At 66.7% G+C, this 14,059-nt stretch carries 8 protein-coding genes; 5 read left to right on the top strand and 3 right to left on the bottom strand.

Annotation, left to right across the window (positions count from 1 at the left end):
* Window positions 1-18 precede the first annotated feature (18 nt).
* Genes AC3FJ6_RS05020 through AC3FJ6_RS05010 form a run of 3 tightly spaced genes read left to right on the top strand, consistent with a single transcriptional unit; the run spans window position 19 to window position 7,993 of the window.
* A complete protein-coding gene (locus AC3FJ6_RS05020; protein WP_488770926.1) occupies window positions 19-3,198 on the top strand; it encodes an MdtB/MuxB family multidrug efflux RND transporter permease subunit in 3,180 nt (1,059 codons plus the stop codon).
* Complete coding sequence (locus AC3FJ6_RS05015) at window positions 3,198-6,494, top strand: efflux RND transporter permease subunit (protein WP_488770925.1); 3,297 nt, start codon at window positions 3,198-3,200, stop codon at window positions 6,492-6,494. The genes AC3FJ6_RS05020 and AC3FJ6_RS05015 overlap by 1 nt, the downstream gene beginning before the upstream one ends.
* 14 nt (window positions 6,495-6,508) lie before the next feature.
* Complete coding sequence (locus AC3FJ6_RS05010) at window positions 6,509-7,993, top strand: efflux transporter outer membrane subunit (RefSeq protein ID WP_488770924.1); 1,485 nt, start codon at window positions 6,509-6,511, stop codon at window positions 7,991-7,993.
* Here AC3FJ6_RS05010 and AC3FJ6_RS05005 read toward each other — a convergent pair.
* Entirely contained in the window at window positions 7,978-9,621 is a 1,644-nt protein-coding gene (locus tag AC3FJ6_RS05005; RefSeq protein ID WP_488770923.1) for a hypothetical protein, read from the bottom strand. The two genes, AC3FJ6_RS05010 and AC3FJ6_RS05005, sit on opposite strands and share 16 nt — an antisense overlap.
* Window positions 9,622-9,758: 137 nt before the next feature.
* Window positions 9,759-10,658 (bottom strand): LysR family transcriptional regulator, encoded by a 900-nt coding sequence (locus tag AC3FJ6_RS05000; RefSeq protein WP_153946632.1) that lies wholly within the window; start codon window positions 10,656-10,658, stop codon window positions 9,759-9,761.
* 122 nt (window positions 10,659-10,780) lie between these two features.
* On the opposite strand from AC3FJ6_RS05000, the gene AC3FJ6_RS04995 reads away from it, so the two are divergent.
* Window positions 10,781-11,242 carry a PACE efflux transporter gene (locus AC3FJ6_RS04995; protein WP_488770922.1) on the top strand — a complete coding sequence of 154 codons (462 nt, stop codon included), beginning with the start codon at window positions 10,781-10,783 and terminating at the stop codon, window positions 11,240-11,242.
* Window positions 11,243-11,335: 93 nt separating this feature from the next.
* Window positions 11,336-12,925: a D-alanyl-D-alanine carboxypeptidase/D-alanyl-D-alanine endopeptidase gene (dacB, locus tag AC3FJ6_RS04990; protein WP_488770921.1), complete on the top strand. Its 1,590-nt coding sequence runs from the start codon at window positions 11,336-11,338 to the stop codon at window positions 12,923-12,925.
* A 141-nt stretch (window positions 12,926-13,066) separates the two neighbouring features.
* On the opposite strand, the gene AC3FJ6_RS04985 is transcribed toward dacB, so the two are convergent.
* Window positions 13,067-14,059, bottom strand: a complete 993-nt coding sequence (locus tag AC3FJ6_RS04985; protein ID WP_488770920.1) for an L-threonylcarbamoyladenylate synthase — start codon at window positions 14,057-14,059, stop codon at window positions 13,067-13,069.

Here is a 14,059-nt window from a genome sequence, read left to right as displayed (position 1 = left end):
AGAGGACAGGGAAGCGGCATGAATCCTTCACGCATCTTTATCGAGCGGCCGGTGGCGACGGCCCTGCTGATGCTGGCCATCCTGCTGTCGGGGCTGGTCGCATTCAAGCTGCTGCCGCTCTCCGCCCTGCCCGAGGTCGACTACCCGACCATCCAGGTCACCACGCTGTACCCCGGCGCCAGTCCCGACGTGATGACGTCGTCGGTCACGGCGCCGCTGGAGCGCCAGTTCGGCCAGATGCCGGGCCTCAAGCAGATGTCGTCGTCGTCATCGGGCGGCGCGTCGGTCATCACGCTGCAGTTCGAGCTGACGCTGTCGCTGGACGTGGCCGAGCAGGAGGTGCAGGCCGCCATCAACGCCGGCGGCAACCTGCTGCCCGCCGACCTGCCGATGCCGCCCGTCTACAGCAAGGTCAATCCGGCCGACGCGCCGATCATGACGCTGGCGATGACGTCCGACACCCTGCCGCTGCCCAAGCTGCAGGACATGGTGGACACCCGCGTGGCCGCCAAGATCTCGCAGATCCAGGGCGTGGGCCTGGTCACCATCAGCGGCGGCCAGCGCCCCGCCGTGCGCATCCAGGCCAACCCGACGGCGCTGGCCAACCTGGGCATGTCGATCGACGACCTGCGCACCGCCATCGGCAGCGCCAACGTCAACGGCGCCAAGGGCAGCTTCGACGGCCCGTCCCGCGCCTCGACCATCGACGCCAACGACCAGCTCAAGTCGGCCGACGAGTACCGGCAGATCATCATCGGCTACCAGAACGGCGCGCCGATCCGCATCACCGACGTGGCCGACATCATCGACGGCCCCGAGAACAGCCGCCTGGCCGCGTGGGCCAATGCCAAGCCGGCCATCGTGGTCAATATCCAGCGCCAGCCGGGCGCCAACGTGATCGAGGTGGTGGACCGCATCAAGACGCTGCTGCCGCAGCTGCAGTCGGCGCTGCCGGCCTCGGTCCATGCGCAGGTGCTGACCGACCGCACCACCACGATCCGCGCCTCGGTCAAGGACGTGGAGTTCGAGCTGCTGCTGGCCATCGCGCTGGTGGTGATGGTGATCTTCGTCTTCCTGCGCAACCTGTCGGCCACGATCATCCCGGGCGTGGCCGTGCCGCTGTCGCTGGTGGGCACGTTCGGCGTGATGTACCTGGCCGGCTTCTCGATCAACAACCTCACGCTGATGGCGCTGACCATCGCCACGGGCTTCGTGGTGGACGACGCCATCGTGATGATCGAGAACATCATGCGCTACATCGAGGAAGGCGATTCCCCGATGGAGGCCGCGCTGAAGGGGTCGAAGCAGATCGGCTTCACGATCATCTCGCTGACGTTCTCGCTGGTGGCCGTGCTGATTCCGCTGCTGTTCATGGGCGATGTGGTCGGGCGGCTGTTCCGCGAGTTCGCGATCACGCTGGCGGTGTCGATCCTGATCTCGGCGGTGGTGTCGCTGACGCTGACGCCGATGATGTGCGCCCGCCTGCTGCGTCATGTGCCGGAAAGCGAACAGTCGCGCTTCCACCTGGCCACGGGCCGCTTCTTCGACAATGTGATCGACCGGTACGGCCGGGCGCTCGAATGGGTGCTGGCGCGCCAGACCGCCACGCTGGTCGTGGCCGTCGGCACGCTGATGCTGACCGGCCTGCTCTATCTGGTGGTGCCCAAGGGCTTCTTCCCGGTTCAGGACACCGGCGTGATCCAGGCCATCACCGAGGCCGCGCAGACCAGTTCGTTCCAGTCGATGGGACGCAAGCAGGAAGCCGTGCAGAAGGTGATCCTGGCAGACCCGGCGGTGGCCAGCGTGTCGTCGTTCATCGGCGTGGATGGCACCAACCAGACCATCAACGCCGGGCGCATGCTGATCAACCTGAAGCCCAAGGGCGAGCGCGATTCGATGGCCGGGGTGACCGACCGCCTGCAGCAGGCGGTGCACAAGCTTGGCGGCGTGTCGCTCTACATGCAGCCCGTGCAGGACCTGACGATCGAAGACCGCGTGGCGCGCACCCAGTACCAGTTCACGGTGGAAGATCCCGACCCCACCGTGCTGGCCGAATGGGTGCCGAAGCTCGTCGAACGGCTGCAGCGCGAGCCCGAACTGCGCGACGTGGCCAGCGACCAGCAGAACAACGGCCTGCGCGCCTTCGTGGAGATCGACCGCGACGCCGCCGCGCGTTTCGGCATCACCACGGCGGTGATCGACAGCGCGCTGTACAGCGCGTTTGGCCAGCGCCTGATCTCGACCATCTTCACCCAGTCCAGCCAGTACCGCGTGGTGCTGGAAACCATGCCGGAATTCCGCACCAGCCCCGCATCGCTGGCCGAACTGCGGCTGCCGTCGTCGTCGGGCGGACAGGTGCCGCTGGGCTCGATCGCGCGGATTTCCGAACGCACCGGCCCGCTCGTGATCAACCACCAGGGGCAGTTCCCGGCGGCCACGATCTCGTTCAACCTGGCGCCGGGCGAATCGCTGGGTGCCGCTGTCGACAAGATCACCAAGGTGGAACAGGAAATCGGCCTGCCGATCTCGATGTCCACCGAATTCCAGGGCGCTGCGCTGGCCTTCCGGGCCTCGCTGTCGAACACGCTGTGGCTGATCCTGGCCGCCGTGATCACCATGTACATCGTGCTGGGCGTGCTGTACGAGAGCACCATCCACCCGGTGACGATCCTTTCCACGCTGCCGTCGGCGGGGGTCGGCGCGCTGCTGGCGCTGCTGGTCTTCCAGCAGGACCTGGGCATCATCGCGATCATCGGCATCATCCTGCTGATCGGCATCGTCAAGAAGAACGCGATCATGATGATCGACTTCGCGCTCGAAGCCGAACGCGAGCATGGCATGAAGCCGTACGACGCCATCTTCCAGGCCTGCCTGCTGCGCTTCCGGCCCATCCTGATGACTACCATGGCGGCGCTGCTGGCGGCGCTACCGATGATGCTGGGCTCCGGCATCGGCTCGGAACTGCGCCGGCCGCTGGGTATCACGATGGTGGGCGGCCTGCTGGTCAGCCAGGTGCTGACGCTGTTCACCACGCCGGTGATCTACCTGGCGTTCGACCGCGTGGCATACCGCCTCAAGGACTGGCGCGTCCGCAGGTTCGGCAATCCGAACGGCGGCGACGATGACCGCGGCGACGGCGACGATGGCAGCCACGGCGGCCACCGCGTGACGCCGCGTCCGCAGGAGCCGAACGCCTGATGAACCTCTCGGCCACCTTCATCCACCGCCCGGTCGCGACCGCGCTGCTGACCATCGGCATCCTGCTGGCCGGCATTGCCGCGTTCCGGCTGCTGCCGGTGTCGCCGCTGCCGCAGGTGGACTTTCCCACCATCTCGGTCTCGGCTTCGCTGCCCGGCGCCAGCCCCGAGACCATGGCCGCCACCGTGGCCACGCCGCTGGAGCGTGCGCTGGGCGCCATCGCGGGCGTGACCGAGATCACGTCGAGCAGTTCGCTGGGCTCCACGCGCGTGACGCTGCAGTTCGACCTGTCGCGCGACATCGACGGCGCCGCCCGCGACGTCCAGGCGGCCATCAATGCGTCGCGCGCCACGCTGCCCACCAGCCTGCCGAACAACCCCACCTACCGCAAGGTGAACCCGGCCGACGCGCCGATCATGATCATCGCGCTGACGTCGCCGACGATGACGCGCGGCCAGCTGTACGACGCGGCGTCGACGATCCTCGCCCAGAAGCTGTCGCAGGTGGAGGGCGTGGGCCAGGTGACGATCGGCGGCTCGTCGCTGCCGGCCGTGCGGGTGGAGCTGAATCCGACCGCGCTGAACCACTACGGCATTTCGCTGGAGGACGTGCGCAACACGATCAGCGCCACCAACGCGAACCGGCCGCTGGGCATCCTGGACAACCCCAGCACGGCATGGCAGGTCTATGCCAACGACCAGGCGATGGCGGCCAAGGATTACATGCCGCTGATCATCCGCTACGCCACGCCGGGCACCTATTCGTCGACATCGGCCGGCGCGCTGATCGCCAGCACGGCCAACGCGGCCGCGGGCGGCAACGTCAGCACCAAGACCGTCAACGGCGTCACCACCACCACGATCACCACCAGCAGCGGCACCACCACCATCAGCACGGGTGCCACGGGCGGCAACGTCAACAGCGGCGGCCCGAACTCGTTTGCGGTGCCGGTGCGGCTGCAGGACGTGGCCAATGTGGAGGATTCGGTGCAGGACATCCGCAACGCGGGCTCGGCCAACGGCCAGCCGTCTGTGCTGCTGGTGCTGAACCGCTCGCCGGGCGCCAACATCATCGAGACCGTGGACCGCGTCAACGACCTGCTGCCGCAGTTGCGCAAGATGGTGCCGGCCACGATCTCGCTGGACGTGATGATGGACCGCACCCCCACCATCCGCGCGTCGCTGCGCGAGGTGGAGCACACGCTGATGATCTCGGTGGCGTTGGTCATCATGGTGGTGTTCGTGTTCCTGCGTAACGTGCGCGCCACGCTGATCCCGAGCGTAGCCGTGCCGGTGTCGCTGGTGGGCACGTTCACGATCATGTACCTGGCCGGGTTCTCGCTGAACAACCTGTCGCTGATGGCACTGACGATCGCCACGGGCTTCGTGGTCGATGACGCCATCGTGGTGCTGGAGAACATCTCGCGGCACATCGAGGAAGGCATGAAGCCCTTGGCCGCCGCGCTGCGCGGTGCGCGCGAAGTGGGTTTCACGGTGCTGTCGATGAGCCTGTCGCTGATCGCGGTGTTCATCCCGCTGCTGCTGATGGGTGGCATCGTGGGCCGGCTGTTCCAGGAATTCGCAATTACGCTGTCGGTGGCCATCCTGGTGTCGCTGGTGGTCTCGCTGACCACCACGCCGATGATGTGCGCCCGGCTGCTGCGCCCGGTGCATGAGGAGACGCAGGGCCGCTTCCACCGGGCCACGGAACACCTGTTCGTGCGCCTGCAGAACGGCTATGCGCGCACGCTGGGCGTGGCGCTGCGCCATGGCCCGGTGGTCTGGATCGTGCTGCTGCTGACCATTGCGCTGAACGTCTACCTGTACGTGATCGTGCCCAAGGGCTTTTTCCCGCAGCAGGACACCGGGCGGCTGATTGGCTTTATCCGTGCGGACCAGGCCACGTCGTTCCAGCTGATGCGCACCAAGCTCGACAACTTCATCAAGATCGTGCAGTCGGACCCGGCCGTGGTCAACGTGACGGGCTTCACGGGTGGGTCGCAGCGCAACACGGGCCAGATGTTCGTCACGCTCAAGCCGCTGTCCGAGCGCAAGGAGACAGCCGACCAGATCGTGGCGCGGCTGCGCGGCAAGCTGGCCAGGGAGCCCGGCGCGAGCCTGTTCCTGACGCCGGTGCAGGACATCCGCATCGGCGGCCGCCAGAGCAGTTCGGCCTACCAGTTCACGCTGCAGTCCGATGACCTCGATGTGTTGCGCGCATGGGAACCCAAGGTGCGCGCGGCGATTTCGAACATCAAGGGCCTGGAGGACGTGGACACCGACACCAACGACAAGGGCCTGCAAACGTCGGTCATCATCGACCGCGATACGGCATCGAAGCTCGGCGTCACGGCCCAGCAGGTCGATGCCATCCTGAACGACGCGTTCGGGCAGCGGCTGGTGTCGACGATCTATCACCCGCTGAACCAGTACCGCGTGGTCATGGAGCTGAGCCCGGAATACCTGCAGGGCCCGCATGCGCTGCAGGACATCTACGTGGTCACCGGCGGCGGCAAGCGCGTGCCGCTATCGGCCTTCGCGCGCGTGACGCCCACCAGCACGCCGCTGGGCGTGAATCACCAGGGCCAGTTTGCCGCGTCCACCATCTCGTTCAACCTGGCCGAGGGCTATTCGCTGTCGCAGGCCACCGACGCCATCAAGCTGGCCATGGCGCAGATCGGCGCACCCGAGACGCTGCAGGCCAACTTCGCAGGGGGCGCCAAGGCCTTCCAGGATTCGCTCAAGAGCCAGCCGCTGTTGATCCTGGCCGCCATCATCACGATCTACATCGTGCTGGGCATACTCTACGAGAGCTACGTTCACCCACTGACGATCCTGTCGACGCTGCCGTCGGCGGGCGTGGGCGCGCTGCTGGCGCTGCTGCTGTTCAAGACCGAGTTCAGCATCATCGCGCTGATTGGCGTGATCCTGCTGATCGGCATCGTCAAGAAGAACGCCATCATGATGATCGACTTCGCCATCGACGCCGAACGGCGCGACGGCCTGAGCCCGCGCGACGCCATCTACCGCGCCTGCCTGCTCCGTTTCCGGCCGATCATGATGACCACGGCCGCCGCGCTGCTGGGCGCGGTGCCGCTGGCGCTGGGTCGCGGCGATGGCGCCGAACTGCGCGCGCCGCTGGGTATCTCGATCGTCGGCGGCCTGGTGGTCAGCCAGTTGCTGACGCTCTACACGACGCCGGTGGTCTACCTGACGCTCGACCGCTGGCGCCTGAAGGTCAATGCCTGGCGCACACGCCGGCAGCAACGCGGCGCCGCGCCGCAACTCGAACACTGAAGAATTCATCCGCCATGTTCCAACGCTCCTATTCATTTTCGGTGGTGGCCCTGGCCTGTGCCCTGCTGGCCGGCTGCGCGGTCGGCCCCGACTACAAGCGTCCCGACGCGCCCGTCCCCAAGGCTTTCAAGGAAGCCAGCGACGCCATGCCCGCCTGGACCGGCGACTGGAAGACCGCCGAGCCGCAGGACGCCGCCGGCCGCCCCGACTGGTGGCGCGTGTTCAACGACCCCACGCTGGACGACCTGATATCGCAGGTGCAGGTGTCGAACCAGAACATCAAGGCAGCCGAGGCGATCTACCGCCAGGCCACCGCATCGCTGGCGGCCGCACGCGCCGGCTATTTCCCGACGGTGGGCGCCAATGCCGGCGTATCGCGCGGCAAGTCCAGCGCGGCCGGGCATGTGGTCGACGGCCAGAACGCCACGCTGTCGGCCAGTTGGGAAATCGATATCTGGGGCCGCATCCGCCGCCAGGTGGAAAGCGCCGAAGCGGGCGCGCAGGCCAGCCAGGCCGACCTGGCATCGACGCTGCTGTCCACGCAGGCCACGCTGGCGCAGAGCTACTTCTCGCTGCGCGTGGCCGACGCCCAGCGCGCGCTGCTCGATCGCACCGTGGCCGACTACGCCAGGTCGCTGCAACTGGTGCAGAACCAGTACAAGGCCGGCACCGCGCAACGCTCTGACGTGCTGCAGTCGGAAACACAGCTCAAGTCGGCCCAGGCCCAGCAGCTCGATATCCAGATCAGCCGCGCGCAGCTCGAACATGCCATCGCCATCCTGGTCGGACGGCCGCCTTCGGAACTGAACATCGCGCCGGCCGATTTGCAGACACCGGTGCCCGTGGTGCCAGTGGCCGTGCCTTCGCAAATGCTGGAACGCCGCCCCGACATCGCCGCGGTCGAACGCCGCATGGCGGCGGCCAATGCCGATATCGGCGTGGCGCAGGCGGCCTACTATCCCACCCTGTCGCTGTCGGCCACGGGCGGCCTCACGGCCAGCACGCTGGCGCGCTGGCTGTCGCTACCCGACCGCGTGTGGTCCGTCGGCGCCGGCCTGGCCGGCACGGTGTTCGACGGCGGCCTGCGCAGTGCCGCCAAGGCGCAGGCCGTGGCCGCCTACGACCAGACCGTGGCCAACTATCGCCAGACCGTGCTGAGCGCCTTCCAGGAAGTCGAAGACAACCTGGCCTCGGCACGCGTGCTTGAGCAGGAAGCCGTGGTCCAGGGCGACGCCCTGCGCTCCGCGCGCGAGGCGCTGTCGCTGGTCAACAACCGCTACAAGGCCGGCACCGCCGGCCTGCTCGACGTGCTGACCGCCCAGACGGCGGCCTACACCGCCGAAACCACGACGCTGCGCATCATGGATCGCCAGTACACGGCCGCCATCACACTGATCAAGGCGCTGGGAGGCGGATGGCATGGGTATGACGCCGAGGCGGCGCAGCAACAGCCCGCGCCGCCGTCATCGGCGTCCGCCCCGGATCAGCACTCGTCGTAGTCCGGGAGGTAGGTCCAGTCGGCGTTGCTGCGCTGGTTGGCCGGCATCGGGCCATAGCTGCTCTTGTTGAGCTGGTAGTACTCGCGCAGCCCGGACGTTGCCTCGACCTGGTAATAGACCGTGCCGATCAGGCCGCGATTGTTCGGGGCAGGCTGCCAGGTATTGGGTACGGGCTTGTAGCAGGCCCGGATGCTCGAGATATTGTCGTTCATTCCCAATCGGCTCAAATCTGTCTGACTCGCGTCGCCTCTCAGGATATGGCATCGCCCGGCAAAGCCGGCGTCTTCGCAGATCTTGTAGGCATGATCGGCAGGCGCCTCGATGGAGCTGATCGCATTGTTGCTGCGGCCTTCCAGCCGGGCAACAATGCCGCTCGGCGGCAGACACAGCAGCAAGGTCTTGTGTCCGGCCGCGTCATAGGCACACACGCCCGATTCGGTGTACGGCAGATCGGGGTAAAACGGCCGTACCGTCAGCCCCGACCACCAGTTGCCGGTGGTATTGCTGAAGACGTCATAGATCGAATAGCCGTAGTCGGCCAGCGTGTAACGCGTATTGACGACCGGAATTTCCGAGCTTTTGCGACCCCACCATTCGCCCTCGACCCCATCGTCGAAGCTTTTGTCCACCCATGTGTTGGCCTTACCTCCTGCCCCGATGGAAACCCGGAATCTTCTGACATTCCGCAGGCCATCACACTTGACGGCGACCAGATCGGCCAGCGGTGCGTCGCCCGTCACCGTCTGACACCCCAGAGGCGTCTCGATGCTGGAATAGCCATTGCGCTTGACGCGCGTCTGCCACGGCACATAACGCTTGACTTCCTTGCCGGTGATCGGATCGACAACCGACGCCGGCGAGTCGTCTTCGCGAATCGAAAAGTAATTGCAGGCCTTGGCCTGGGTGGAAGCGTCCGCCGACCGCTTGCGGCGGCGATCCTCCTCTTCTTCCTCGGTGATGTTGCAGAGCGAACAGACCGAAGCAAGCGCACCCGATGTGCCGGGCAACGCGGGGGTTACAAGCTGCACCGTACTGGTCGGGGCCCTGCGAATAAAGAACGGATGCTGGTTCGCCACTGTGTTCCCCGCGACGTAAGCCGGATTCCGCTGCTCGGCGACGACTTCCATTTGCCCCGTGTCGGCATTGCGCTCGAATATCTGGACGGATTCCACCAGGTTGTTCGGCACGCCGCTGTACGCCATCCATTCGTCCTCGTGCCGGAAACGCTCGGCGGTGGTCCGGAAAATCACGTTCCCCAGTCGCGTGTACGCGTCCCGCAACGACGCATAGGCGCTATAGAACCTCGCCGTGGCCCGAATGCGATACACATAACTGCGGCTGCCGCGCCCGACCAGCCATCGGCTGGCAAACTGATGCGCAACGGATTCCTGTGCCGACGTCGGAACGAACGCGGAGGTCCTCTCCATGCATGAGCTGCCGCCCACGTGGTCGTACACGTCGTTGTTGGTTCCCGGGCTCGGGAAGCCATTGTGGAACACCTGTTCCGGCGGCACATTCGAACCGCGATAGACAAAGGCTGGCGGCGTGGCGAATGCCGACCCCACTACCAGCATCAACATCGCCGCCAGCATGGCCGCGCGCATGTACGACAAGACAGATACCCGCATCGTTACCTCCTTGCGTTGAAATGCAAGTATCTATATCGATGCGGCGACCTTCCGTCTGCCGTAGACCATCCAAATGCAGCGTTTCATGCGAATCATCAAATATGGCGTGATCGGCAATGCGTTTCTCCCGCGCGCGTCTACCGCCCCTCCGGCACCGGTAACGCCTGCTGGCTGACCCGTTCCTTCAGCCACGTGGCGGCCTTGCCCAGGGGTCGCTGCTTGTGCCAGACGATTTCCATGGCGACGGGCCAGTCCTGGTCCTGGAATGTCAGTTGCGGCGACACCAGCCCGGCTGCCGCCGGCGAGTTGGCGGCGACGTGCCAGGGCACGAACGCCCAGCCCAGGCGGCGCTTGACCAGTTCGACGATGACCCACTGGCTTTCCACCCACCAGACTTCGGCGGCCACGCGCAGGCGTTTCTTTTCCTCGCTGTCGCTGCGCGTGGCCACCATCAGTTGGCGGTAGCGTTTCAGTTCCTCGAAATCCACGCGCGGCTGGGCGGCCAGCGGGTGGTCGGGTGCGCAGATGATCGGCATCGGCACCCAGCCGAGCGCGTGAAAGCCCAGTTCCGGCGGCAGGATTTCCTGGCGCCACATGATGCCCAGGTCCGCGCACTGGCTCAGCACCAGGCGGCTGACGTCCTCCATCAGCGGGAACAGGATTTCGAGTTCGACCGAGGGGAATCGCTCGGAAAACTCGGTCAGCAGTTCGCCCAGCGTTTCTTCGGGATACAACTCGTCCACGGCCAGCGTGAGGCGCGACTCCACCCCCTCGCCCAGGCTCTTGGCCACGCCCCGGAAATGCTCGCAGCGTTCCAGGATCACGCGCGCTTCCAGCAGCAGCCGTTCGCCGGCCGGTGTCAGCACCGGGTAGCGGGCGCTGCGGTCGAACAGCGTGGCGTCGAGATCGACTTCCAGATTGGCCACGGCGGCGCTGATGACCGACTGGGCCTTGCCAAGCTGGCGGGCGGCGGCAGAGAACGATCCGGTCTCCGCGGCGGCCGCAAACGCCTGGAGTTGGTCGAAGGAGAGAGACATGGGGAAATGCGGCGCGTTTCGCCGCCATCTATCGTATTTTCAGATGGTATCCAACTTGCGATCAGCTGTCTCGCCGATAGAATGCCGTCTATCGTTGAAATTCGCTGAAATTGGAGAGCCTCATGCGTACCACTGCAGACCGTATTCGTCACACCGTCGGTTTCGAGGTGATCGGTCTGATCGCATTCGCGCCGCTGGCCAGCCTGGTGTTCGGGTACGAGTTGCACCAGATGGGCATCGTTGGCGCGGTGGCGGCCCTGATCGCCGCCACGTGGAACTACATCTACAACATCCTGTTCGACCGCGCGATGCTGCGCTTCACGGGCCAGCTCAAGAAGTCGACGCCGATCCGCGTGCTGCACGCGATCCTGTTCGAAGGCGGGCTGCTGATCGTGTTCCTGCCGTCGGTGGCGTGGTACCTGAAGATCGGCCTGGTGGAAGCCTTCATCATGGACATTGCCGTGGCCGGCTATTACATGGTCTACGCGTTCTTCTACAACTGGGCCTACGACGCGATCTTCCCGATTCCGAATGCCACGCCGTCGGCGTCTCCGTCGGCACCCGATTGTCAGTCGGCCAACTGAGCGTACCGAGCGCCGCGTAGTCGACCTCGCTCACGAAATGCGGCCTGAAACGGCCGCATGACGTCTCCCGGCACGCATGGGCCATGCGTTAACATGCTCGCCATGCCCATCCGCCCGCCCCTGCTCCGTCGCAGCCTGTCGCCCGCCGTCGTCGCGGCCACGCTGCTCATCCTCGGTCTGTCCGCAGCCCAGGCCAAACCCGTCAAGAATGCCAAGGCCGCCCGCGCCGCCACAGCCGCCACGGCCGTCGCCGCGACAGCCGGTGCCGCCCGTGCCAAGGCCGAACCCGCCGATCCCGCCGCCGCGCGCAGCGGCCTGCCGGCCACCGTGACCGCCGCGCTGCGCCGCGCCCATGTGCCGCTGTCCGCCGCGAGCTTCTACGTGGTCAAGGTGGGCGCCCCGCAGGCGCGCGTGAGCTGGAACGCCGAGACGCCGATGAATCCGGCCTCGACGATGAAGGTGGTCACCACCTTCGCCGGCCTGCAGCTGCTGGGGCCCGATTTCCGCTGGCTGACATCGCTCTACGCCGACAACCAGCCCGGCCCCGATGGCACGATCAACGGCAACGTCTATCTGCGCGGCCGGGGCGACCCCAAGCTCGTGCCCGAGGAAATGGCCAAGCTGGTGGCCACGGCCCGGTCCGCTGGCGCCACCACCATCAACGGCGACGTGGTGCTCGACCGCAGCTTCTTTGCCGACGGCATGGACGGCAGCTACACCATCGACGGCGAGACGCAGCGCGCCTACAACGTGAATCCGGACGCCCTGCTCTACGCGTTCAAGACGCTGTCGTTCACGATCACCCCGGACGCCGCCAACCGCACCGTGGACGTGGCCGTCACGCCCGCGCTGGCGCAGTTGCGCGTGGACAACCGGATGACGCTGGCCAACGGCCGCTGCGGCGACTGGAAGTCGCGCGCCACGCCCAGCATCATGCCCCAGCCGGACGGCACGGTCGTGGCATCGTTCGATGGCAGCTACGCGGCCGATTGCGGCGAGCACATCGTCAACCTGGCCACGCTGAGCCACAGCGACTTCATCTGGGGCGGCTTCGTCGCCGAATGGCAGAACGCCGGCGGCCGCTTCGCGCGCCCGCCCGGCCTGCGCAGCGGCCCGGTGCCGCGCAACGCCTTCCTGCTGGCGCGCCACTACGGCCAGCCGCTGGGCGATATCGTGCGCGACATCAACAAGTTCTCGAACAACGTGATGGCCCGCCAGCTGTTCCTGACAATTGGCGCGGAAATGGATCGCAAGGGACCGGCCAGCACCGACAAGTCGTCGCGGGTGATCCACCAGTGGCTGGCCAGGCAGGGCCTGGACATGCCGAACCTGGTGCTCGAAAACGGCTCCGGACTGTCGCGCGACGAGCGTATCAGCGCCTACGACATGGCCCGCCTGCTGCAGCAGGCGCTGGCCAGCAACGTGGGGCCGGTGCTGATCGATTCGCTGCCGATCCTCGGCGTGGACGGCACGCTGCGCAACCGCCTGACACGCGCCAATGCGGCAGGCAACGCCTACCTGAAGACCGGCACGCTGGCCGATGTGCGCGCGTTGGCCGGCTATGTCGATGCGCTCAATGGCGAGCGCTATGTGGTGGTGGCCTATATCAACCACCCCAACGCCTCGGGTGCCCAGGAAGCACACGATGCGCTGATGCAGTGGGTTTACAAGGGCGCGCCTTGAGGTTGGATCCGGGCGTGGCGAGGATTTGACACGCCTGCCCTCTCCCCCGCCCCGCTCCCGCGTGCGGGAGAGGGGAGAAAACCAGGGGGCATATAAGAGCTTTCGGTTTGCGGGCCGGGGGAGAGGGCCAGCGTCTACATCTCAGCTGTCTTCAAACGCCGCCGCGGCGCGGCCCAGGCGGTCGCGCACACCGTCCCATTCGTGCGAATCGGGCACCGGCTCGAACACCAGCCGCTGATAGCCTTCCTTGTCGAGCTTGCGCAGCAGGCCGTACAGCGCCTGGGCATAGGCGTCGGGCGTGGCCGGTGCGGCCACGAACACGCAGCGCGGATCGGCGCTGGCGGACGTCTTGCCGACAAATGCCAGCCGTCCGCCCTCGGGCAAGCCATGCAGCAGTTGCGGCAGGGCCTCGGCCTGCGCCAGCGTCAGCGTGGTGCGCGGCGCGTAGTGGGCCTTGAGCGTGCCCGACGCGCGCGGTGCGGCGGCATCGGGCGGTAGCGGCAGCGTGCCCAGCACGTCGGCCATCATTGCCGCCGTGATCGCGCCGGGGCGCAGCAGCACGGGGCCCAGCGTATCGAGACGCGACAGGTCAACGATCGACGATTCGATGCCGACATCCACGCCGTCGCCTTCCAGCACGTAGACCGTGCCGCCGAATTCGTCGCGCACGTGCTCGGCCGTGGTCGGGCTGACCTGGCCGAACTTGTTGGCCGACGGCGCGGCAATGCCGCCCCGGCCTCGCCTGAAACGCGACAGCAGCGCCTGGGCCACGGGGTGCGACGGGCAGCGCAGGCCGATGCTGTCCTGCCCGCCCGCCACGGCTGCCGGAATATGCGCGGCGCGCTTCAGGATGATCGTCAGGGGACCGGGCCAGAAGGCGTCGATCAGCTTCTGCGCGGCCTCGGGCACCTCGTCGGTCCAATAGCTGACGTCGCCGCCATCCACCACATGCACGATGACCGGATGGTTCGACGGGCGGCCCTTGGCGGCGAAGATGCGCGCCACGGCCTCGGGGTTCTCGGCGTCCGCGCCCAGGCCGTAGACGGTCTCGGTCGGAAACGCCACGAGCTGGCCGGCTTCGAGCAGGCGAACTGCCTCGTCAAGCTCGGCGGCCGTGGGCATGCGTGAAGACAT

The sequence above is a fragment of the Cupriavidus sp. 94F1 genome, assembly GCF_057798875.1.
This window is presented reverse-complemented; position numbering and strand designations above follow the sequence as displayed.